This is a genomic window from Geodermatophilus sp. FMUSA9-8 (assembly GCF_037034165.1).
In the GTDB taxonomy this organism is placed as follows: domain Bacteria; phylum Actinomycetota; class Actinomycetes; order Mycobacteriales; family Geodermatophilaceae; genus Geodermatophilus; species Geodermatophilus nigrescens.
The window spans coordinates 123250-144950 of record NZ_JBAGKE010000005.1 but is presented as its reverse complement, the minus strand read 5'-3'; the positions used below and the strand labels follow the sequence as shown (position 1 = coordinate 144950).

At 76.4% G+C, this 21701-nt stretch carries 19 protein-coding genes, 1 tRNA gene and 1 pseudogene; 16 read left to right on the top strand and 5 right to left on the bottom strand.

Annotated features, from left to right (window positions below; genetic code table 11):
* The first annotated feature begins 142 nt into the window (after positions 1 to 142).
* The 4 genes from WA616_RS12385 (at position 143) to WA616_RS12370 (ending at position 2708) form a co-directional block, all read left to right on the top strand.
* Entirely contained in the window at positions 143 to 445 is a 303-nt protein-coding gene (locus tag WA616_RS12385) for a DUF4244 domain-containing protein (RefSeq protein WP_336030206.1), read from the top strand.
* A 26-nt stretch (positions 446 to 471) separates the two neighbouring features.
* Entirely contained in the window at positions 472 to 807 is a 336-nt protein-coding gene (locus tag WA616_RS12380) for a TadE family type IV pilus minor pilin (RefSeq protein WP_336030204.1), read from the top strand.
* On the top strand, positions 804 to 1196 hold the full coding sequence (locus tag WA616_RS12375) for an Rv3654c family TadE-like protein (protein ID WP_336030203.1): 393 nt from the start codon (positions 804 to 806) through the stop codon (positions 1194 to 1196). Before WA616_RS12380 ends, WA616_RS12375 begins: the two co-directional genes overlap by 4 nt.
* Positions 1197 to 1316: 120 nt before the next feature.
* Positions 1317 to 2708, top strand: coding sequence for a gamma-glutamylcyclotransferase family protein (locus tag WA616_RS12370; protein ID WP_336030202.1), 1392 nt, complete (start codon positions 1317 to 1319; stop codon positions 2706 to 2708).
* Here WA616_RS12370 and WA616_RS12365 read toward each other — a convergent pair.
* Positions 2705 to 5374, bottom strand: a complete 2670-nt coding sequence (locus tag WA616_RS12365) for a DEAD/DEAH box helicase (RefSeq protein WP_336030200.1) — start codon at positions 5372 to 5374, stop codon at positions 2705 to 2707. The two genes, WA616_RS12370 and WA616_RS12365, sit on opposite strands and share 4 nt — an antisense overlap.
* 202 nt (positions 5375 to 5576) lie before the next feature.
* On the opposite strand from WA616_RS12365, the gene WA616_RS12360 reads away from it, so the two are divergent.
* From WA616_RS12360 to WA616_RS12340, 5 genes are all read left to right on the top strand, one after another.
* Positions 5577 to 7835 (top strand): sodium-translocating pyrophosphatase, encoded by a 2259-nt coding sequence (locus tag WA616_RS12360; protein ID WP_336030198.1) that lies wholly within the window; start codon positions 5577 to 5579, stop codon positions 7833 to 7835.
* Between the two features lie 165 nt (positions 7836 to 8000).
* A complete protein-coding gene (locus WA616_RS12355) occupies positions 8001 to 8321 on the top strand; it encodes a hypothetical protein (RefSeq protein ID WP_336030197.1) in 321 nt (106 codons plus the stop codon).
* Positions 8318 to 9889, top strand: a complete 1572-nt coding sequence (locus WA616_RS12350) for an alpha/beta hydrolase (protein WP_336030194.1) — start codon at positions 8318 to 8320, stop codon at positions 9887 to 9889. The genes WA616_RS12355 and WA616_RS12350 overlap by 4 nt, the downstream gene beginning before the upstream one ends.
* Positions 9890 to 10077: 188 nt before the next feature.
* Positions 10078 to 12972, top strand: a complete 2895-nt coding sequence (gene topA / locus WA616_RS12345; protein WP_336030191.1) for a type I DNA topoisomerase — start codon at positions 10078 to 10080, stop codon at positions 12970 to 12972.
* Positions 12973 to 12979: 7 nt separating this feature from the next.
* Positions 12980 to 13741 carry a class I SAM-dependent methyltransferase gene (locus tag WA616_RS12340; RefSeq protein WP_336030189.1) on the top strand — a complete coding sequence of 254 codons (762 nt, stop codon included), beginning with the start codon at positions 12980 to 12982 and terminating at the stop codon, positions 13739 to 13741.
* Here WA616_RS12340 and WA616_RS12335 read toward each other — a convergent pair.
* The 3 genes and pseudogenes from WA616_RS12335 to WA616_RS12325 all read right to left on the bottom strand — a co-directional run.
* A complete protein-coding gene (locus tag WA616_RS12335) occupies positions 13728 to 14042 on the bottom strand; it encodes a winged helix-turn-helix domain-containing protein (RefSeq protein WP_336030187.1) in 315 nt (104 codons plus the stop codon). The genes WA616_RS12340 and WA616_RS12335 overlap by 14 nt on opposite strands.
* On the bottom strand, positions 14039 to 14470 hold the full coding sequence (locus tag WA616_RS12330; RefSeq protein WP_336030186.1) for a hypothetical protein: 432 nt from the start codon (positions 14468 to 14470) through the stop codon (positions 14039 to 14041). The genes WA616_RS12335 and WA616_RS12330 overlap by 4 nt, the downstream gene beginning before the upstream one ends.
* 52 nt (positions 14471 to 14522) lie before the next feature.
* A pseudogene (locus tag WA616_RS12325) lies at positions 14523 to 15281 on the bottom strand (trans-aconitate 2-methyltransferase); the annotation flags it as partial.
* A gap of 145 nt (positions 15282 to 15426) precedes the next feature.
* Between WA616_RS12325 and tmk the strand changes: the two are divergent.
* From tmk to WA616_RS12295, 6 genes are all read left to right on the top strand, one after another.
* A complete protein-coding gene (tmk, locus tag WA616_RS12320) occupies positions 15427 to 16065 on the top strand; it encodes a dTMP kinase (protein WP_336030183.1) in 639 nt (212 codons plus the stop codon).
* A complete protein-coding gene (locus WA616_RS12315) occupies positions 16062 to 17222 on the top strand; it encodes a DNA polymerase III subunit delta' (protein WP_336030181.1) in 1161 nt (386 codons plus the stop codon). Before tmk ends, WA616_RS12315 begins: the two co-directional genes overlap by 4 nt.
* Positions 17223 to 17278: 56 nt before the next feature.
* Positions 17279 to 17354, top strand: a tRNA-Thr gene (locus WA616_RS12310).
* Positions 17355 to 17464: 110 nt separating this feature from the next.
* Complete coding sequence (locus tag WA616_RS12305; RefSeq protein WP_336030180.1) at positions 17465 to 18046, top strand: dihydrofolate reductase family protein; 582 nt, start codon at positions 17465 to 17467, stop codon at positions 18044 to 18046.
* A 76-nt stretch (positions 18047 to 18122) separates the two neighbouring features.
* Positions 18123 to 18770, top strand: a complete 648-nt coding sequence (locus WA616_RS12300) for a flagellar brake protein (protein ID WP_336030179.1) — start codon at positions 18123 to 18125, stop codon at positions 18768 to 18770.
* A 31-nt stretch (positions 18771 to 18801) separates the two neighbouring features.
* Positions 18802 to 19545, top strand: a complete 744-nt coding sequence (locus tag WA616_RS12295; protein ID WP_336030177.1) for an SAM-dependent methyltransferase — start codon at positions 18802 to 18804, stop codon at positions 19543 to 19545.
* Positions 19546 to 19696: 151 nt separating this feature from the next.
* Here WA616_RS12295 and WA616_RS12290 read toward each other — a convergent pair whose 3' ends face one another.
* On the bottom strand, positions 19697 to 20188 hold the full coding sequence (locus WA616_RS12290; protein WP_073418345.1) for an inorganic diphosphatase: 492 nt from the start codon (positions 20186 to 20188) through the stop codon (positions 19697 to 19699).
* 69 nt (positions 20189 to 20257) lie between these two features.
* On the opposite strand from WA616_RS12290, the gene dacB reads away from it, so the two are divergent.
* Positions 20258 to 21682 carry a D-alanyl-D-alanine carboxypeptidase/D-alanyl-D-alanine endopeptidase gene (gene dacB, locus WA616_RS12285; protein WP_336030175.1) on the top strand — a complete coding sequence of 475 codons (1425 nt, stop codon included), beginning with the start codon at positions 20258 to 20260 and terminating at the stop codon, positions 21680 to 21682.
* Positions 21683 to 21701 lie beyond the last annotated feature (19 nt).

The following is a 21701-nucleotide window of genomic DNA, read 5'->3' as shown; positions in this document are numbered from 1 at the left end:
CGGCCATGCCGACACCGCCGCGCGCGCCGTCCACAGGCCGGTGCTCCGTCCCCAGGTCGGGAGTGGGCCCGCCGCGGCGGGTCGGGCGGGGCGAGGGTCGGGCGCGCCCCGCGCACGGGGCCGCCGACCCGAGGAGGAACCCATGCCCGATGCCGCACCGGACGCCGCACCCGAGACCGCACCCGAGACCGCACCCGAGACCGCACCCGAGACCGTGGCCGCGACGGACGGCGCCGGCCTGCCCGCGCCGCCGCGCGGGCGCTTGGCCGCCCGGTGGGCGCGGCTGCAGGCGGAGGCGGAGGCCGGCATGAGCACCGCCGAGTACGCGGTGGGCACCGTCGCCGCCTGCGCGTTCGCCGCGGTCCTCTACCGCGTGGTCACCGGCGGCTCGGTGGTCACCGCGCTGGGCGACCTCGTCTCCTCCGCGCTGCAGGTGCTGTCCTGACCCGGCGCCGCGACCGGGAGGCGGGGATGGTCACCGCGGAGACCGCGGTGGTGCTGCCGGTCCTCCTGCTGGTGCTCGCCGCCGTGGTCGCGGCGGTCGTGGTGGTCGGCGCCCAACTGCGCTGCGTGGACGCCGCCCGCGAGGGGGCCCGCGCCGCCGCCCGCGGTGACGCCCCGGACGCGGTACGCGCGCTCGTCGCCCGCGTCGCGCCCGACGGCGCGCGGACCGAGGTCGCCGTCGGCGGCGGCGGGGTCCGGGTCACCGTCCGGGCCGAGGTGTCCCCGCTCGGGCCGGTCGACCTCGGCGTCGACGTGGAGGCGACGGCGGTCGCCCGGCTCGAGCCCGGGGTGGCCGGCGGGTGAGGGAGGGGGAGCGCGGGTCGGCGACCGTGTGGACGATCGGGCTCGCCGCGGTGCTCGCCCTCGTCGGGCTGGCCGCGGTGCTTCTCGGTGCCGCGGCGGTGGCCCGGCACCGCGCCGGCGCCGCGGCCGACCTCGCGGCCCTCGCCGGGGCCGCGGCGGCGGTGTCCGGCGACCCGGCCGCCTGCGACGTCGCCGCCCGGGTCGCCCGTGACAACGGCGCGGTGCTCACCGCCTGCGCGGTGGGCGGCGGCGCGGTGGTCGAGGTGACCGCCACCGTGGCCGTCGACCTCGGCCCGCTGGGCGCCCGGCAGGCCGAGGGAACCGCCCGCGCGGGCCCCGCGCCGCCGGAGGTCCACGAGCGCATGTCCGACCTCTCGGGAGCAGGGTGACGACGCGCGACCTAGGCTCCGCCGCGGGCCGGAGAGGTCCGACGGGGGGTGCTCGTGGCACGGAATGGTCTCCGGAGGCGGTTCCGACGCCGATCAGGTCAGCCGGAACGATCCGTGCCGTTGGCCATCTGGCTGAGCAAGCTCGATCTGCCACAGGTCGTCGGCATCTACGTGGTCCTCGTCCTCGGCTGGACCCTGGTCGTCTCGCTGGTCCTGCTGGTCGATGACGGCGGCCAGGGGGGATTCGTCGACCTCGTCCGACGGGCGTTCCAGGCGATGTGGGGGCCGGACTCCCTGTTCGCCGAACGAGGACGTTCGCTCCTCTACTACCTGCTGGCCCTCGTGAACGCGTTGGTCAGCGTGCTGCTACCGGTGTTCGTGCTCGGCGCCTTCGTCTTCAAGCTGTTCTCGCACGACCCATTGCGATGGAGGCGCAAGCTGACGCTCGAGGTCCATCCGACGGGCTATTTCGTGCTCGCTGCGCGCTTCTACAACCGGCTGACCGTCGACCTCGCTGACGTCCGCGTACGGGCGTGGCTGAAGTGGACCCCGCCGGACAGCCCGACCGTGCACCGGAACAAGCAACTCGAGCTCCTCGTCCGCGGACAGCACGGGGACGAGCACGTCTGGCCGATCGCCTCCCCGGCCGAGCCCACGACGTTCCGTGTCGTGCTCCGGACCACGGCTGAGCCGGGGCTCCCGGTGACGCCGGCGACGATCGACGTCCAAGGCCAGTCGGCGCGGCGGGGGACTGCGCGGTTGCTGGTGATCGTCGAGGGAGTGATGACCTCGACCAACGAGGAGTTCCGGAGCCGTCAGGAGTACTCGCTCCGTCCAGGGGCGATCGACGAGGAGGGGATCTTCCAGGACATCGGCCCGGAGGTCGGCGAGGACGCCGGGTGGGCGAACTTCGAGGGCACGCAGGACGTCTATGTGTTCGTCTACGGCTCCCTGATGCGCGATGCGGACCTGACCGCCGCCGGGCTCGATCCCCGAGACGCGAGGATGGCCACGCTGGAGGGCTGGCAGCGACGCTGGAACGTCGCCAGCGACCCGGCGCGGAAGAACCGGCGATACCGCCACCGGACCGCCGGGCGGCCCGTCTTCACCGGCCGGATCGTCAGCCTGGGGCTCGAACGGATGGACGGAGCGGTCGTCCGAGGCGTGGTCGTCCGGGTGGGACCTCGACAGCTCGCCGACTTCGATGCCCGCGAGCAGGACTACGACCGCAGCGACGTCAGCCCAGCCGTCTCCTGGCCACAACGAGACGCCGCGCGACCACCCCGCGTCTTCACCTACGTGCCGAAGCCCGAGGCCCTCGCGGCCTTTCGCGATCGCCTCGGCACCGGGGATCTGGTGATCGTCCGGAGCTACTTCGAGTCCGTCCGCGACGCCGCGGCACGCATCCACGGCACGGATGGCGGCTTCGGTGGGACCGCCGACCTGAACGGCGCGATCGTCGAGGACCTCGATCGAGAGGACGGCGTCCCGCCGCAAACGCCTACGACCTAGAAGACCAGGTCGTCCTCGACGTGACCGCCGCTGTCCGGCGCTGTGTCGCCGTCCGCGGCGGGCGCCTCCCCGTCCCCGTCCACCGGGCGAACCGCCGCCCGGCTGGTGGACGGCCGCCGCAGCAGGCCGCGCACCGGGCCGGCCGGGGTCGGCTCGGCCGGCCCGTCCGCCGCCTCGTCGGCGGGCTCGTCCTCCGGCTCGGCGCCGGACTCCTCGGCCGCGGCCAGCTCGTCGAGCACGACGTCGAGCACCCGCACGGCGCCGGCCTTGTCCAGCGGGTCGTTGCCGTTGCCGCACTTGGGCGACTGCACGCACGACGGGCAGCCGCTCTCGCACTCGCAGCTCGCCACCGTCGCCCGGGTGGCCCGCAGCCAGCGCCGCAGGGCCGCGAAGCCCCGCTCGGCGAAGCCCGCGCCACCGGGGTGCCCGTCGTACACGAACACCGTGGCGGTCCCGGTGTCGGGGTGCAGCGCCGTCGAGAGCCCGCCCAGGTCCCAGCGGTCGCAGGTCGCCAGCAGCGGCAGGATGCCGATCGCGGCGTGCTCGGCCGCGTGCAGCGACCCGGGCAGCGCCAGGTCGTCGACGTCGGCGCGGGCCACGGCGTCGGCGTCGAGGGTCAGCCAGACCGCGCGGGTGCGCAATTGGCGGGCCGGCAGGTCGAGCGGGAACTCCGCGAGCACCTCGCCGGTGCCCGCCCGCCGCCGCTGGTAGGCCACGACCTGGTTCGTGACGTCGACGACGCCGGTCTGCGCGGTGACCGTGCCGAGGCGGCGGGTGCGGTCGGTGCGGACGATGCCGAGGTCGGTGACGTCGCGGGCCACGGTGGTCCACTCGGGGCTGTCGGCGTGCACGACCGCGCAGGCGTCGTCGAGGTCCAGCTCGTCGACGACGTAGGTCTCCCCGCGGTGCACGTACAGGGCGCCGGCGTGCACCGTCGAGTGGGCGGCGCCGCCGTCGACGGTGCCGAGCAGCCGGCCGGTGCCGGACTCGATGATCGCCACCGGCTCGCCGCCGCTGCCGCGGATGTCGACGTCGGGCCGCCCGCGCCCGGCCCAGTACCAGCCGGCCGGGCGGCGGCGCAGCGAGCCCGCCGCCACCAGCTCCTCCAACTGGGCCTCGGCCACCGGGCCGCCGAAGTCGGGCAGGTCCTCCGGGGTCAGCGGCAGCTCGGCCGCGGCGCTGCACAGCTGCGGCCCCAGCACGTAGGGGTTGGCGGGGTCGGTCACGGTCGCCTCCACCGGGCGGCCGAAGACCGCGCGCGGATGGTGGGCCAGGTAGTGGTCCAGCGGGTCGTCGCGGGCGACGAACACGACCAGCGACTCCCGCTGCGCGCGCCCGGCCCGGCCCGCCTGCTGCCACAGCGAGGCCAGCGTGCCGGGGTAGCCGGCGAGCACGACCGCGTCGAGCCCGGCGATGTCGATGCCGAGCTCGAGGGCGTTGGTGGTGGCCACGCCGAGCAGCTCGCCGGAGGACAGTGACCGCTCCAGCTCCCGGCGCTCCTCGGGCAGGTAGCCGCCGCGGTAGGAGTCGACCCGGCGCACCAGGTCACCGCGGCCGCGGTCCAGCAGCAGCCGCCGGGCCTGCTCGGCCACCGACTCCGCGCTGCGCCGCGAGCGGACGAACGCCAGCGTCCGGGCGCCGCGCTCGACGAGGTCGGCGAGCAGGCCGGCGGCGTCGGCGGCCGCCGAGCGGCGCAGCGGGGCACCGTGCTCGCCGGTGCGCTCCGTCAGCGGCGGCTCCCACAGCGCGAACGTCGCGCCGGGTCGCGGCGAGCCGTCGTCGGTCACCGCCACGACGGGCCCGCCGACCAGCCGGGCGGCGGCGACGGCGGGCTCGGCCACCGTCGCCGAGGCGAGCACGAACACCGGGTCCGCGCCGTAGCGGCGGCAGATGCGGCGCAGCCGGCGCAGCACGTGGCCGACGTGCGAGCCGAAGACGCCCCGGTAGGCGTGGCACTCGTCGATGACGACGTAGGCCAGCCGGCGCAGCGTCGAGCTCCAGCGCTGGTGGGCGGGCAGGACGCCGCGGTGCAGCATGTCCGGGTTGGTCACGATCCACCGCGAGTGCCGGCGGACCCAGTCCCGCTCCTCGGCCGGGGTGTCGCCGTCGTAGGCGGCCGGCCGGACCGAGGGGTCGGCGAGCGCGGCCACGGAGGCGAGCTGGTCCCGCGCCAGCGCCTTGGTCGGGGCCAGGTAGAGCACGCAGGCCCGCTGGTCCTCGGCCAGCCTGGTCAGCGCGGGGAGCTGGTAGGCCAAGGACTTGCCCGACGCGGTGCCGGTGGCCACCACCACCGAGGTGCCGTCGTGCGCGAGCTGGGCGGCCTCGACCTGGTGCCGCCAGGGCTCCGCGACGCCCCGCTCCTGCAGGCGGGCGCGCAGCGCCGGGTCCACCCACTCCGGCCACGACAGCGTGCTCGGGTCGCGCACCGGCAGGTGGTGGACGTGGGTGACCGGGTGCTCCTCCTCGGGCGTGCCGGCGAGCAGGTCCTCGAGGAGCTCGGCGCCGGGCGGCACGGTGCCGGCCCGCTGTGCCGACCCGTGCCCGGCCGCGGCGCCGTGCAACTCCGTGGCGGCGGGATGCTCCCCGCCCTCCGGCAGCTCGCCCCCTGACAGCCCCTCACGGCCGGATGGGGGAGCAGCCGGCCGGACCGGGTGGAGCGTGGTCACCCCTCCACTCTCACACCCCGGGGCAACCTCCCGCCCTCCTGCGGCCACCGAGCGCAACCGGACGAGCGCGGAGAAGGAGGTCCCGTGGAGTGTGATCTCCGTTACATTGACGCGGCGTCCACGGGCCTCGGCCCGCGAGCGCGCTCTCCGCCGACCGGGGACGCGGGGCCGCCCGGCGGCAGCCCACCGCTGGGAGGTACCGATGCCGGACAGTCATCTCTCCGGCGGGGACGTCGTCCTCGTGACGGCAGCCCTCGTCATCTCGCTCGCCGCACTGCTCTTCGCCGCGTCCCTGGTCCGCGCCGTCATGGCCGCCGACCAGGGCACGGCGCGCATGCGCGACATCGCGCGGGCGGTGCAGGAAGGAGCCGGCGCCTACCTGCGGCGCCAGTTCAGGACGCTCGGCGTCTTCGCCGTCATCGTCTTCCTGCTGCTGCTCGTGCTGCCGGTCGCCGAGGGCGGCTGGGGCACCCGGATCGGCCGGGCGGTGTTCTTCCTCGTCGGCGCGCTGTTCTCCGCGGCGGTCGGCTTCATCGGCATGACGCTGGCCACCCGCGGCAACGTCCGCGTCGCCGCGGCCGCGCGCACCGGCGGCTACCGGCCCGCCTTCCGCATCGCGTACCGCACCGGCGGCGTCTGCGGGATGATCACCGTGGGCCTGGGCCTGTTCGGCGCCTCCCTGGCGCTGCTGCTCTTCGACGACACCGCGCCGGTGGTCCTCGAGGGCTTCGGCTTCGGTGGCGCGCTGCTGGCGATGTTCATGCGCGTCGGTGGCGGCATCTTCACCAAGGCCGCCGACGTCGGCGCCGACCTCGTCGGCAAGGTCGAGGCCGGCATCCCCGAGGACGACCCGCGCAACGCCGCCACGATCGCCGACAACGTGGGCGACAACGTCGGCGACTGCGCCGGCATGGCCGCCGACCTCTTCGAGTCCTACGCGGTCACGCTGGTGGCCGCGCTGATCCTCGGCCAGGTCTTCTTCGGCGCGGTGGGCATGGTCTTCCCCCTGGTCGTCGCCGCGATCGGCGTGCTCGCGTCCGTCGTCGGCATCCTCGCCAGCAACCCCGGCAGGTCCGACAGCAGTGGCCTGGCCCCCATCAACCGCGGCTTCTTCACCTCCGCGGTGGTCTCGCTCGTGCTCGTCGCCGTCGCCGCCTTCACCGTGCTGCCCAGCGTCGCCGACATCCCCGACTCGGTGGTCAACCCCCAGGTCCTCGGCTTCGTCGCCGTCCTCGTCGGCATCGTGCTGGCAGCGGCGATCCAGCTGCTCACCGGCTACTTCACCGAGACCAGCCGCAAGCCGGTCCGCGACGTCGGCCGCAGCTCGCTCACCGGCCCGGCGACCGTGGTGCTCTCGGGCATCTCGCTCGGCCTGGAGTCGGCCGTCTACGCCGCCCTGCTCATCGGCGGCGCGGTGTACGGCGCCTTCCTCGTCGGCGGCGGCGCGGCCCTCTACGCCGTCGCGCTCGCCGGCTGCGGCCTGCTCACCACCGCCGGGGTCATCGTCTCCATGGACACCTTCGGCCCGGTCAGCGACAACGCCCAGGGCATCGCCGAGATGTCGCAGGACATCGACGACGACGGGGCCCGCGTGCTGACCGACCTCGACGCCGTCGGCAACACCACCAAGGCCATCACCAAGGGCATCGCCATCGCCACCGCGGTGCTCGCCGCGACGGCCCTGTTCGGCTCCTACAACCAGCAGGTCCTCGTGGCCCTGGAGGACGTCGACCTCGGGGAGGCGTTCAGCCTCGTCGAGCCGGACAACGTCGTCGGCGCGGTCATCGGCGCCGCCGTCGTCTTCCTCTTCTCCGGGCTGGCGATCAACGCCGTCTCCCGGGCGGCCGGGCGCGTGGTCTTCGAGGTGCGCGAGCAGTTCCGCACCCGGCCCGGGATCATGGACTTCTCCGAGCGGCCCGACTACTCCGCCGTCGTCGACATCTGCACCAAGGACTCGCTGCGCGAGCTCGCCACCCCCGGCCTGCTCGCCGTCCTCTCGCCGGTCGCCGTCGGGTTCGGGCTGGGCTTCGGCCCGCTGGCGGCCTACCTCGTGGGCGCGATCGCGGCGGGCACCCTCATGGCCGTCTTCCTCGCCAACTCCGGCGGCGCGTGGGACAACGCCAAGAAGATGGTCGAGGACGGCGCGTTCGGCGGGAAGGGGAGCGAGGCGCACGCGGCCACGGTCATCGGCGACACGGTGGGCGACCCGTTCAAGGACACCGCCGGCCCGGCCATCAACCCGCTGATCAAGGTGATGAACCTGGTGGCGCTGCTCATCGCGCCCGCCGTGGTCGGCCTGCAGGTGGGCGAGGACGCCAACACCACCGTGCGGCTGCTCATCGCGGGGGCCGCGACGCTCGTCGTCGTCGCCGCGGTCGTGGTGTCCAAGCGGCGCTCGGTCGTGGTCGGCGGCGCCAGCGAGCAGCCCACCGGGACCAGCCTCACCACCACCGTCCCCTGAGCGCACGCCGCGAGCCTCCGCCCGGTCCGGGCCGGGCGGGGGCCCGCGGCATCGCCTGTGGACGGCGGCGGCCCTGTGGATCCGGATCCGGGCCGCGCCGGCACCCCGCCCTAGCGTCCGCCGCGCCGGTCCCGACCGAGGCCGGCACCGACGCCGGGAGGGGCCGTGTCCGCACCCATCGCCATCCAGCTGGACGCCGTCCAGGAACTCGCCGAGGAGCTGGCGCTGCTCGCCTCCGAGCTCTCCTCGGATGTCGACCTGTGCACGTCGACCGCCGCCTCGCTCGCCGTCGCCGCCCCCGGGGAGGTGTCCGAGAGCGCCGGTGCCACGGGCAGGGCGTGGGCGGGTCTCGTCGACCGGCTCGCCACCGGGACCGGCGCGGTCGCGGGGACGTTGCTGGCCGCGGTGCGCTCCTACCGGCTGGCCGACGCCGCTCTCTCCGACCGGGTGCTCGCCGCCCGGGCCGGCCGGGACGCAGGGTCGTGAGCGCGCCCGGCCTCGCGGCCGTCGCCGCGTGGGACACCGCGCTCCTCGCCGGTGCCGTCTACACGCTCGAGGCGGTCGCCGAGCGGCTCCCCTCCTGGCGTGCCCGCACCGACCGGGTCGCCCGGTCGCTGACCGGCGCCGAGTGCTGGTCCGGCCCGGCCGCCTCCGTCGCCGGGCTGGCGCTGGGCGAGGTGTCGACGGTGGTGACCGCCGTGACCGGGGCACTGGACGCCGCCCTCGGCCGGCTGCGGGACACCGCCCGGGAGGCCCGCACCGCCCAGGAGCTCGCCGAGCGGGCACTCGCGGCGGCCGCCGCCTCGGGGATGGCCCTCGACGCGTCCGGGGCGGTGGTCGCGCCGGCGTCCGCCCCGCCGCCCGCCGGCGCGACGCCCGAGCAGCTGGAGGACCACTACGCCGGGCTCGCGGAGCGCGCGGCCACCGCCGAGTGGCTGGCGGGCCTCGCCGCCGAGGCCATGGCCGCGGCCGCCCGCGCCGCCGCTGCCGCCGCGGCCTCGGCCGAGCCGCTGGTCCCGGTCGGCGGGACCGGTCCCGGCCCCGCGGACTTCGCCGGACTCGCGGCGACGGTGGGTGCCACCGGCGCCGCCACGTCCCCTCCGGTGCTCCCGCGGCGCGGCGCGGCGGCGGACGAGGTCGCCTCCTGGTGGGCCGGCCTCTCCGGTCCGCAGCAGGACGCGCTGCTGGACTCCGACCCGGCTGCCCTGGGTGCCCTCGACGGTCTCCCGGCGTGGGCACGTGACCGCGCCAACCGGGTCGTGCTGGACCGCGTCCTGGCCGAGGGGTCGTGGCAGCAGCAGGCGAGCGCGCGGGCCATCGCCGCGGAGATCGCCGCCGAGGAGGCCGACGGGCAGGCCGTGCAGCTGTGGGTCTACGACCCGGCGCTCGACCGCGTCGCTCTCGCCTACGGGGACCTGGACGCCGCGGAGGACGTCGGGGTGCTGGTCCCCGGGGTGAACACCACCGTCCACGGCGACCTGCGCCAGCTCGGGGACGACGCGCAGGCGGTCGCCGCGGCCACCGTCGCCGCCGCGCCCGCCGCCACGGTCGCGACCGTCGCGTGGCTCGGCTACAACCCGCCGGTCGGGGCCGGTCTCGGGCGCGCCCTCACGCGCGCGGCGGCGACCGAGGGCGGTGCCGCGCTCGCCGGGGACCTCGCCGGGCTCGCGGCGTCGCGGGCGGCGACCGGCGTCGGGCGGGCGGCCGACCCGCGGGTCACCGTCCTGGCGCACAGCTACGGCACGGTGGTCCTCGACGAGGCGGGGGACCTGCCCGGCCGGCTGGACGCCGACGCCGTCGTGCTGCTGGGCGGCCCCGGCATCGAGGAGGAGCACGCCTCCGGGCTGGAGGCCGACGAGGTGTACACGGCGTGGTCGATGTGGGACCCGATCTCCTGGTCCGGGTGGTTCGGGGAGAACGCCTGGTTCGAGGGGTTCGGGGCCACCCCGCTGCCCACCGAGCCGGACACCCTGCACTGGGAGTACCACGACGCCGACCGGCCGACGCTCGCCGCCATGGGCGAGGTGGTGGCGGGGGTGCGGGAGAGCGACTGACCGGCCCGGGGGAGCCCGGGAACAGTCGCGCGGCGCCGCCGTTGGACCGGGTGGCGGCGCGCCCACCCGGGGTCGCCAGCCGGTCGCGTTCCGTCGGCGTGGCCTACCGTGGCCCGCCGAGGGGGCGTGGCGGGTGCCGACCACCCCGCGCCGCGCCGCCACGACCGAGCAACACCGACAGGAGCACCGTGCCCACGAAGACCGCGAAGAACGGCGAGAGCGCCGGCCGCACGGCCGGTGGCACCAGCACCCCCGCCCGCCGCCGGACCGCCGCCAACGGGGGCGGGCGTCCGCTGGTCATCGTGGAGTCGCCGACCAAGGCCGGGAAGATCGCCGGCTACCTCGGCAACGGCTACGTCGTCGAGGCCAGCGTCGGGCACATCCGCGACCTGCCGCGCAACGCCGCCGACGTCCCGGCCGAGCACAAGGGCGCCCCGTGGGCCCGGCTCGGCGTCGACGTCGACAACTCCTTCGAGCCGCTCTACGTCGTGAGCCCCGACCGCAAGCAGCAGGTCACCCGGCTCAAGCAGCTGGTCAAGGACGCCTCCGAGGTCTTCCTCGCGACGGACGAGGACCGCGAGGGCGAGGCCATCGCCTGGCACCTGGTCGACACGCTCAAGCCGCGGGTGCCGGTGCGCCGGATGGTGTTCCACGAGATCACCCCCGAGGCGATCGCCCGCGCCGTCGCCAACCCGCGCGAGCTCGACACCGCACTGGTCGACGCGCAGGAGACCCGCCGCATCCTCGACCGGCTCTACGGCTACGAGGTCAGCCCCGTGCTGTGGAAGAAGGTCCTGCCGAAGCTGTCGGCCGGCCGCGTGCAGTCGGTGGCCACCCGCATCGTCGTCGAGCGGGAGCGGGAGCGGATGGCGTTCACCGCCGCCGACTACTGGTCCCTCGACGGCGTCTTCGCCGTCCCCGGCAAGGCCGGCGCCGACGCAGGCGAGCCCACCACCCTGCGCGCCCGCCTGGTCAGCGTCGACGACAGCCGCGTCGCCACCGGCCGCGACTTCGACCCCGCCACCGGGCGGGTCACCGGCGACGTCGTGCACCTCGACGAGGCGGGCGCCCGCGGCCTCGCCGCCCGGCTCGAGGGCCGCCAGGTCACCGTCAGCCGCGTCGACGAGAAGCCCTACCGGCGCCGCCCCTACGCGCCGTTCACCACCTCGACGCTGCAGATGGAGGCCGGCCGCAAGCTCGGGTGGTCGTCGGCGCAGGTCATGCGGGTGGCGCAGCGGCTGTACGAGAACGGCCACATCACCTACATGCGGACCGACTCGACGAACCTGTCGAACGAGGCGATCAACGCCGCCCGCACCCAGGCACGCGAGCTCTACGGCGACGCCTACGTGCCGGCCGAGGCCCGCCGCTACAGCAAGAAGGCCAAAGGCGCGCAGGAGGCCCACGAGGCGATCCGCCCTGCCGGCGACTCCTTCCGCACCCCCGGCCAGCTCGCCGCGCAACTCGCCCGCGACGAGTTCCGCCTCTACGAGCTGATCTGGCAGCGCACGGTCGCCTCGCAGATGGCCGACGCCGTGGGCCAGACCGTGAGCATCCGGCTCGCCGGCGCCAGCACCACGGACGAGCGCGTCGAGTTCACCGCGTCGGGGCGCACCATCACCTTCCCCGGCTTCCTGCGCGCCTACGTCGAGTCCCGCGACGAGGGCAGCGCCGGCGGCGACGACGACCACGGCAGCGACGACGCCGAGCGCCGGCTGCCCCGGGTGGAGCGCGGCCAGCGGCTCGACACCCGCGAGCTCGAGCCCAAGGGCCACACCACCAGCCCGCCGTCGCGCTACACCGAGCCGAGCCTCGTCGCCCGGCTCGAGGAGCTCGGCATCGGCCGCCCGTCGACCTACGCGTCGATCATGCAGACGATCCAGGACCGCGGGTACGTGTGGAAGAAGGGCTCCGCGCTGGTGCCCTCGTTCGTCGCGTTCGCCGTCGTCAACCTGCTCGAGCAGCACTTCGCGGCGCTCGTCGACTACGACTTCACCGCGTCGCTGGAGAACGAGCTCGACGAGATCGCCAGCGGGTCGCTGGGCCGGGTCGACTGGCTGACCGAGTTCTACTTCGGCGGCGAGGGCCGGCACGCCGGCGGCATCGCTGCCTCCGGCGGGCTCAAGACCGTCATCGGCCAGCAGCTCGAGGAGATCGACGCCCGCGGCGTCAACTCGATCCCGCTGCGCGCCACCGGGCCCAACGGCGAGCCGGTCGTCGTCCGGGTCGGCCGCTACGGCCCCTACCTGCAGGCCGGCGGCGAGGAGGGCGGCCGGGTCAGCCTCCCCGAGGACCTCGCGCCCGACGAGCTGACCAGCGAGAAGGTCGCGGAGCTCCTCGCCGCCCCCTCCGGCGACCGCGAGCTCGGCACCGACCCGGAGTCCGGCCGGCCGGTGGTGGTGAAGGCCGGCCGCTACGGCCCCTACGTCACCACCGTCGTCCCCGAGGGCAGCAAGGACGCCCCGCGGACGGCGAGCCTGTTCTCCTCGATGTCGCCGGAGACGGTCACCCTCGAGCAGGCGCTGCAGCTGCTGACCCTCCCGCGCACCGTGGGCACCGCCCCCGACGGCGAGGAGATCCAGGCGCTCAACGGCCGCTACGGGCCCTACATCAAGAAGGGCACCGACTCGCGCTCGCTGGAGAACGAGCAGCGGCTGTTCACCGTCACCCTCGACGAGGCGCTGGCGATCTTCGCCCAGCCCAAGCAGCGCGGGCGCCGGGCCGCGGCCGCCCCGCTCAAGGAGCTCGGGGCCGACCCGGTGACGCAGGGCCAGATCACCGTCCGCGAGGGCCGCTTCGGCCCCTACGTCACCGACGGCGAGACCAACGCCAGCCTCCGCAAGGGCGACGACGTCGAGACCATCTCCCTCGACCGCGCCGCCGAGCTGCTCGCCGACCGCCGCAGCCGCCCGGCCGCCACCAAGAAGAAGAAGGCGGCCAAGAAGGCCACGGGGACGACGGCGGCCAAGAAGACGGCGGCGGCGAAGAAGACCACCGCCAAGAAGACGACCGCCACGAAGACGACAGCCACGAAGACGACCGCGAAGAAGGCCGCCGCGTCCGACGCGGTGCCCGCGAGCTGACCCGGCCGTGACCGGCTCGATCGACCACGCCGCCTGGCAGCACCGGCGGACGTCGTTCGGGTCGGTCGCGGCGCAGTACGCGGCGCTGCGCCCGGGCTACCCGGCCGACGCCGTCGCCTTCCTGCTCGGCGACCGGCCGCGGCGGGTGCTCGACCTCGGCGCCGGCACCGGCCTGCTCACCGACGCCCTCCTCGCCGCCGGGCACGAGGTGGTCGCCGTCGACCCGTCACCGGAGATGCTGGGCGAGCTGCGCGCCCGGCACCCCGGCGTCCCCACGCACGTCGGCGGCGCGGAGGCGATCCCGCTGCCCGCCGCGGACGTCGACGCCGTCGTCGCGGGCCAGGCGGCGCACTGGTTCGACCCGCGGCCGGCCGCCGCGGAGCTGCGCCGCGTGCTGCGGCCCGGCGGCGTCGTCGGGTTCGTGTGGAACACCCGCGACGAGACCGTCCCGTGGGTCGCCGCACTCGGCGCCGCGCTGGCCGCCGAGGCCCGCGGCCACGAGGCCGACCAGGGCGTGGTGGACACCTTCGCCGCCGCCCTGCCCGCCGACGTCGCGACCGCGCGGTCGTCCCTCGTGCAGCGGGGAACGCCCGAGCAGGTGGTCGCGGGCATCGGCACCCGCAGCTACGCGGCCACCATGACCGCCGCGGCGCGCGAGGAGTTCCTCGGCGGCATCCGGCGGCTGCTGGCCGGCCACCCCGACACGGCCGGCCGCGACGTCCTCGACCTGCCCTACCGCACCGACGCCTACCGGCTCACCCCGCGCTGACCGGGCCGTCGGCGATCGCCCGCAGCGCCGCCACGTGCGCCCGGAAGGCGTCCCGCCCGGCGGCGGACAGGCGCAGCCAGGTGCGCGGCCGCTTGCCCACGTAGCCCTTGCGGACCTCGACGTAGCCGGCCCGCTCCAGCGTGGCCACCGTCTTCGACAGCACCGAGTCGCTGACCTGCACCCCGTCGCGGACGAAGCCGAACTCCGCCTCCTCCGCCGCGGCCAGCGTCGCCATCACCGAGAACCGGACGGGCGCGTGGATGACCTCGTCGAGCGCGTGCCGGGGGTGCGCCTCGGTCACCGCGGCCGCTCCCGCCATGCGCCGGCCAGGCACGGCGCGGCGACGGCGAGGGCCAGCGGCGCCCACCACGCCCAGTCGTGCGCGAGCCCCGGCACCGTCGTCCCGACCGCGAGCCCGACGGCGAGCACCGCGCCCCAGGCGCCCATGGCCGCCCCGAAGCGCTGTGAGAACCCGGCGCGCACCGAGCCGCGACCGGCCACCAGCGCCGCGGCCGCGCCCAGCACCGCCAGCGCGTAGACCACCGCCGTCGCGCCCACCGCCCGCTCGCCGTCGGCCACCGGCTGGGCGAGGAAGAAGCCCGCGCTGGCGCAGCCGAGGGTCACGAGGAACGTCGACGCGGCGGGGCTGGACTCCCGCCGGACGCGGGCCCCGGCGGCGTCGGCCTCGGCCAGCAGCGCGGCGGCGGACTCGGGGGTGGGGACGGTCACGGGTGCCTCCTCGGTCGGGTGCGCGACAGAGTGGCAACTACTTTCCATCCGGTCAAGTACTTGCGGCGCCGACCAGGAAGACGCGGCGGAAGGGCAGCACGGTCGTGCCGTCCGCACGGGCCGGGTAGGCCGCACGCAGCGCCGCCGCGTACTCCGCCGTCAGGTCGGCTGCCGCCTCGTCGTCGAGCCGGGCGAGCACCGGCAGCAGCACCGTGCCGCGCACCCACGACAGCACCGGGTCGGGCCCGCGCAGCACGTGCAGGTACGTCGTCTCCCAGACGTCGGCGGCCAGGCCCGCGCCGGTGAGCACGTCGAGGTAGCCGGCCGGGTCGAGCACCGGGTCCGCCGGGGGAGCGGCCGCCGCGAGCCGGGAGGACCACGACGGCGAGGTGCACAGGTCGGCGAGCAGCCGGTGGGTCGGCGCCCGGTGGTTGCCCGGCACCTGCACGGCCAGCCGTCCGCCCGGCGCCAGCCAGCCGGCCCAGCGCCCCAGCAGCGCCGCGTGCCCGGGCACCCAGTGCAGCACCGCGTTGGACACCACGACGTCGACCGGCCCGCCCGGGCGCCAGTCCCGCACGTCGCCGCGCTCGAACGCCACCCGCCCGTCGACGGCGTGCGCGGCGGCCGCGGCCAGCATCTCCGGCGAGGCGTCCACGCCGGTCACCCGCGCCCCCGGCCAGCGCGCGGCCAGCGAGGCGGTCAGGGCGCCCTCGCCGCAGCCGAGGTCGACCACGGCCCGCGGGGCGGTGGCGTCCACCCGGGCCAGCAGGTCGGCGAACGGCCGGGCCCGCTCCCCGGCGTGCCGCAGGTAGGTGTCGGGGTCTCAGCGCGCGTCCACGACCCGCACCGTAGGGCCGCCGCCGGCCCGGGGACGTCGGCCCCGGCCGGTACCGTGGACCGGCCGCCCACCCGCCCCTCGCACCTCCCGGGAGCTCCCGATCGACGCCTCGCCGCGCGTGCCCGGCCGCGGGCTGTTCGTCGCCTTCGAGGGCGGGGAGGGCACCGGCAAGTCCACCCAGGCCCGGCTGCTGTTCGACTGGCTCGGCCTGCACGAGGTCCCCGCCCGGCTCACCTCCGAGCCCGGCGGCACGCCGCCCGGTGCCCGCATCCGCGCGCTGCTGCTCGACCCGGCCACCGGCGCGCTCGCCCCGCGCGCCGAGGCGCTGCTCTACGCCGCCGACCGCGCCCACCACGTGGCCACCGTGGTGCTGCCCGCGCTGGACGCCGGCGAGGTCGTGCTCACCGACCGCTACGTCGACAGCTCGCTGGCCTACCAGGGGGCCGGCCGCGCGCTGGAGCTCGAGGAGGTCCGCCGGCTGTCGTCGTGGGCCACCGGGGGCCTGGTGCCCGACCTCACCGTGCTGCTCGACCTGCCGCCCGAGGCCGGCCTCGCCCGCGCGCTCGGCCGCGCCGCCGCCGACCGCCTCGAGAGCGAGTCGCTCGACTTCCACGAGCGGGTGCGCGCCACCTTCCGCGCGCTCGCGGGCGCCGAGCCGCACCGCTACCTCGTCCTCGACGCGGGCGGCCCCGCCGAGGAGATCGCCGCCGCGGTCCGCGAGCGGGTCGCCGCGCTGCTCCCGGGGCGGGTCGCGTGAGCGTCTGGTCGGAGGTCATCGGCCAGCCGGCCGTCGTCGCCGAGCTGCAGGCCGCCGTCGCCCAGCCCACCGCCATGACCCACGCCTGGCTGTTCACCGGCCCGCCGGGGTCGGGCCGGTCGGTCGCCGCCCGCGCGTTCGCCGCGGCGCTGCAGTGCCCCGACGGCGGTGACGGCACCTGCCACGCCTGCCGCACCGTGCTGGCCGGCACCCACGCCGACGTGCAGACCGTCGTGCCCGAGGGCCTGTCGATCGGCGTCACCGAGGCCCGCGAGCTCGTGCGCGTCGCCGGCCGCGCGCCGTCGCAGGGGCGCTGGCAGGTCGTCGTCGTCGAGGACGCCGACCGGATGACCGAGCAGGCCGCCAACGCCGTCCTCAAGATGATCGAGGAGCCGCCGCCGCGCACGGTCTTCCTGCTCTGCGCGCCGAGCCTGCACCCCGAGGACGTGCCGGTCACCATCCGCTCGCGGTGCCGGGTGGTCGGGCTGCGGACGCCGCCGGTCGACGCCGTCGCCGACGTGCTGGTCCGCCGCGACGGGGTCGACCCCGCGTTGGCCGCCTGGTCGGCCGGCGCCTCCGGCGGCCACGTCGGCCGGGCCCGGCACCTCGCGCGCGACGAGACCGCGCGGCTGGCCCGCAAGGCCGTGCTCGACATCCCGCTGTCGCTGGTCTCGCTGGCCGCCTGCCTCAACGCCGCCGACGACCTGGTCGGCGCCGCGAAGGAGGAGTCCGACCGCACCACCGCCGCCCTCGACGGCGCCGAGACCGAGGCGGTCAAGGCCAGCATCGGCGTGGGCGCGCGCGGGCCGGGCGTCGCCGCCGCCAGCCGCGGCGCCGGCGTGCTCAAGGACCTGGAGAAGCGGCAGAAGAGCCGGGCCACCCGCATCGGCCGCGACTCCCTCGACCGCGCGCTGGTCGACCTCGCCGGCCTCTACCGCGACGCGCTCGTCCTCGACGCCGCGGCCGGCGAGATGCTGCCGCTCAACCACCCCGACCGCCGGGCCGACGCCGAGGAGCTGGCCCGCCGGATCGGCGCGGAGGGGGCGCTGCGCCGCATCGACGCCGTCCTCGCCTGCCGCACCGCGCTGGAGCAGAACGTCAAGCCGCAGGTCGCCGTCGAGGCGCTCACCGTGGCGCTGCGGCTCCCCGCGGCCTGACCCCGGGCCCGCACCGGCCGGGGGAGGCCGTGACGTAGGCTGTCCCCCGCACGCCCGCCGCCTTAGCTCAGTCGGTAGAGCATCTCACTCGTAATGAGAAGGTCGTCGGTTCGATTCCGACAGGCGGCTCCACCCCGCGGCCCCGTCCTCCCCGAGGACGGGGCCGCGGCCGTTCCCGCGATGAGTCCCGCCCCCGCCGCCGGTCTGCCCCTGGACACGACCGCCGGACCCGGGAGGGCACCGTGACCGCCACCTACACCTTCGACGTCTTCACCAGCCTCGACGGCTTCGGCTCCTACGGCGAGGACGGCGACTGGGGCGGCTACTGGGGCAAGGAGGGGCCGGAGTTCCTCGACCACCGCCTCGCCCAGTACCGCGCCGACCAGCGGCTGGTCCTGGGCGCCACCACCTGGCGGGAGTTCCACCGGTTCCTCACGGCCGACGGCGCCGCCGGCACGCTCGACCCGCTGAACGCCCGCATGCGGGACATGCCGACGACGGTCGTGTCGACGACGCTGCGGGCCCCGCTCGACTGGCCCGACGCCACCCTCGAGCACGGGGACGCCGTCGACGTCGTCGCGCGGCTCAAGGCGGAGTCGCCGGTGCCGCTGCGCTCCCACGGCAGCCTGGCGATGAACCGCGCGCTCATGGCCGCCGGGCTGGTCGACCTCGTCCAGGTGACCGTCTTCCCCGTGATCACCGGCCGCACCGGCACCGACCCGGTGTTCGCCGGCGCCGCCGACTTCGACCTCGACCTGGTCTCCAGCACGACCTTCGACGGCCGCGTCCAGGAGCTCGTCTACCGCCCCGCGCTGCACGGATGAGCGCCGTCGACTCCAGTTCCCGCCCGACCTGCCGATCCACTTCCCGGAGGACCCCGTCGCAGCAGGAGGGACGACCATGGCCACGCCCGGAGTCGACCACCCCGAGGAGAGAGCCGTACTCGACGTCAAGGCGGTCAGCCGCGACGACGTGCTGACCAGCTTCGTCGAGGAGGCCACCGGCGGGGAGCTGGTGATCAGCGTCGGCGAGGACGCCTCCCGGCGCCGCGTCCGGCTCGAGCCCGGCGAGGTGCTCGAGCTGGTCTGGCGCGGACCCGAGGAGCTGCGGTCGGTGCCGGCCGTGCTGCTCGACGTGCGGGGCGGCGACGCGCCGACCTGGCGGGTCCGCATCGCCGGCCCGGCCTCGCGCGGCCAGCGCCGCTCCGCGGTGCGTGTGCCGATCACCCTGGACGTGACGGTCCACGCCGGCGGGGAGCACCGCACCGGCACCACCGTCGACCTCAGCGAGGGCGGCATCCACTGCCTGCTCGACGGCGAGCCCGACCGCAGCGGCGCGCTCGAGGTCGGCTCGGTGGTGCACGTGTCGCTCGACCTCGACGGTCGCGCGCTGGCGACCAAGGCCGAGGTCATCCGGCGGCACCCGCGCGAGGACAAGCGCCCCGAGCTCTCGCTGCGCTTCATCGGCCTCAAGGAGAGGGACGAGGACGACGTCCGCCGCCGGGTGTTCGCCCAGATGCGGGACCTCCGCGCGCGCGGCCTGATCTAGCGGCCGCCCGCGGGTGCGCCAGACTGCGCCCGTGGACCGAGCCCGGCTCAGCGCGATCGCCCACCGCTGGCACCCCGTCGCCGCCCCCGTCTCCGACGACGCCCTCGCCCGGCTGGTGGAGCGGGCGGCGCCGACCGGCCGCGGCACCGCCCTCGACCTCGGCTGCGGCTCCGGCGCCTGGCTGCTGGCGATGCTGGCCGCCCGGCCCGGCCTGTCCGGCGTCGGCGTGGACACCTCCGGCCCCGCCCTCGACGCCGCCCGCGACCGCGCGGCGCTCGCCGGGATGGTCGGCCGCGCCGTGTTCGTGCAGGCCGACGCCGCCGGCTGGCGCGGCGAACCGGCCGACGTCGTGCTGTGCATCGGCGCCGCGCACGCCTTCGGCGGGACGGCCGGCGCCCTCGAGGCGGCCCGTCGGCACCTGCGGCCCGGCGGGCGGGTGCTGTTCGGCGACGGCTTCTGGGAGTCCGGCCCGAGCGAGCGGGCGCTGGCCGGCCTCGGCGCCGAGCCCGGCGAGCTGCCCGACCTGCCCGGCTTGCTGGCCGAGGTCGGCCGCGGTGGGTTCGAGCCCGGCTACGCGCACCTGAGCACGACCGCCGAGTGGGACGAGTACGAGTGGTCCTGGACCGGGGCGCTCACCGGGTGGGCGCTCACCGAGGCCGGCGCCGGCGAGCGCGAGGAGGCGCTCGACGCCGCACGCACCCACCGGCGGCAGTGGCTCGAGGGCTACCGCCGCGAGCTGGGCTTCCTCACCGCGGTGCTGCACGACGTCTCCTGAGACGACACCGCCTGAGACGACACCGCCCTAGACGACACCGCCTGAGACGACACCGCCCGGGACGACGACGGCGGCGCACCCGCATCGGGGTGCGCCGCCGTCCGTCGTCCGTCGTGCGCTCGCAGGTCCGGCCGGGCCGGGGCAGTGCGGCTCAGTGGCCCCCGGCCTCCTGGGCCCGCTTGATCGAGGCCTCGATCTCGGCCTCGGCCTCGGCGCGGCCGACCCACTCGGCACCCTCGACCGACTTGCCCGGCTCGAGGTCCTTGTAGGTCTCGAAGAAGTGCTGGATCTCCAGGCGGTCGAACTCCGACACGTCGGTGATGTCCTGGAGGTGGGCCATCCGCGGGTCGGTGGCCGGGACGGTGAGGACCTTGTCGTCGCCACCCGCCTCGTCGGTCATCCGGAACATGCCGATCGCCCGGCAGGTGATCAGGCACCCCGGGAACGTGGGCTCCTCCAGGAGCACCAGGGCGTCGAGCGGGTCGCCGTCCTGCCCCAGGGTGTTCTCGATGTACCCGTAGTCGGCCGGGTACCGGGTGGAGGTGAACAGCATCCGGTCGAGCCGGATGCGCCCGGTGGCGTGGTCCAGCTCGTACTTGTTCCGCTGGCCCTTGGGGATCTCTACCGTCACGTCGAACTGCACGGCAGATAGTGTGGACCACTGCTGTCAGGCCCACCGGCGCAGGTCCGCCCGGGAGGGCCTTCCCAGGGGGTGGGCACCATCGAGCCGAGCTCGTCGACGACCGTCACGCCGAGCTACCGGCGGCTGCGCAGACGCCTGCTGACGGTCCTGGTCACGCTGGTCGTGGTGGCCGCGCTCGCCGTCGGAGCCGTGCTCTGGCTCGGCCGCGACGGCGGCCCGGCCGCCGCCGACCCGTCGCTGCCGGCCGCCGAGCTGCCCGAGCTCGGCGAGCCCGCGCCCGTGCTCGCGTCCCTCGCCTCCGACGCGCCGGTGCCCGACCCGGCCGCCCTCGCCGAGGCGCTCGCGCCGCTGCTGGCCACCCCCGCGCTCGCCGGCGGCGTGTCGGCCGAGGTGGTCGACGTCGCCAGCGGCGAGGTGCTCCTCGACGACGGCGCGGGCGACCCCGTGACGCCGGCCTCCACCGCCAAGCTGCTCACCGCCGTCGCCGCGCTCACCACGCTCGACCCCGAGGCCACCCTCGAGACCACCGTCGTCGCCGGCGCTGCGCCGGACGAGGTGGTGCTCGTCGGCGGCGGCGACCCGACGCTGTCGACCACCACGCCCTCGCTGACCTACCCGGGCGCGGCCACCGTCGCCGACCTCGCCGCGCAGGTGCGCGCCGCCCTGCCGCCCGGCACCGCGGTCGGCCGGGTGGTCGTGGACAACTCGCTGTTCGAGGGGCCGCTCACCGCCGAGGGCTGGGGCCCGGAGGACGCGCCGTCGAGCTACGCGTCCCCGGTCACCGCCACCGCCGTCGACGGCGCCCGCGTGACCCCGGGGGAGAACACCCGCAGCGGCGCGCCCGGCACCGACGCCGGCCGCGCGCTGGCCGAGGCGCTCGGCGTCCCCGGCGCCACCGTGGAGCTGGGCGAGGCCCCCGAGGGCGCGCAGGAGCTGGGCTCGGTCCGCTCCGCGCCGGTCGCCCGGCTGGTCGAGCAGGCGCTGTCGCTGTCGGACAACCTGCTGGCGGAGTCCCTCGCCCGCCAGGTGGCCCTGGCGCGCGACCTGCCGGCCAGCTTCGAGGGGTCGGCCGAGGCGGTCACCGCCGCCCTGTCCGACGCCGGGTTCGACGTCGCCGACGTCGAGCTGCGCGACGGCAGCGGCCTGTCCCGGCTGGACCTGGTCACCCCCGACCTGCTCACCGACGTCGTCGCCGGTGCCGCCGACGGCTCCCTCGAGGGCGCCTCGGCGATCGTGTCCGGCCTGGCCGTCGCCGGCTACGACGGCACGCTCGCCGACCGCGGCGACGACGACCCGGCGACCGCCCCCGGCGCGGTGCGCGGCAAGACCGGCACGCTGCTCGGCGTGCACGGGCTGGCCGGCACCGTCGTCACCGCCGACGGCCGGCTGCTGGCCTACGCGCTGGTGGCCAACGGCACCGTCGGCGGCGGCGGGCCGGAGGAGGCCGCCCTCGACGGGATGGCCGCCGCCCTCGCCGCCTGCGGCTGCCGCTGACGAAGGACCTGATCCCTCC

Coding starts and splice junctions, on each gene's coding strand:
- WA616_RS12385 (WP_336030206.1), top strand. CDS start 143: ATGCCCGATGCCGCACCGGACGCCGCACCCGAGACCGCACCCGAGACC.
- WA616_RS12360 (WP_336030198.1), top strand. CDS start 5,577: ATGCCGGACAGTCATCTCTCCGGCGGGGACGTCGTCCTCGTGACGGCA.
- WA616_RS12380 (WP_336030204.1), top strand. CDS start 472: ATGGTCACCGCGGAGACCGCGGTGGTGCTGCCGGTCCTCCTGCTGGTG.
- WA616_RS12300 (WP_336030179.1), top strand. CDS start 18,123: ATGGCCACGCCCGGAGTCGACCACCCCGAGGAGAGAGCCGTACTCGAC.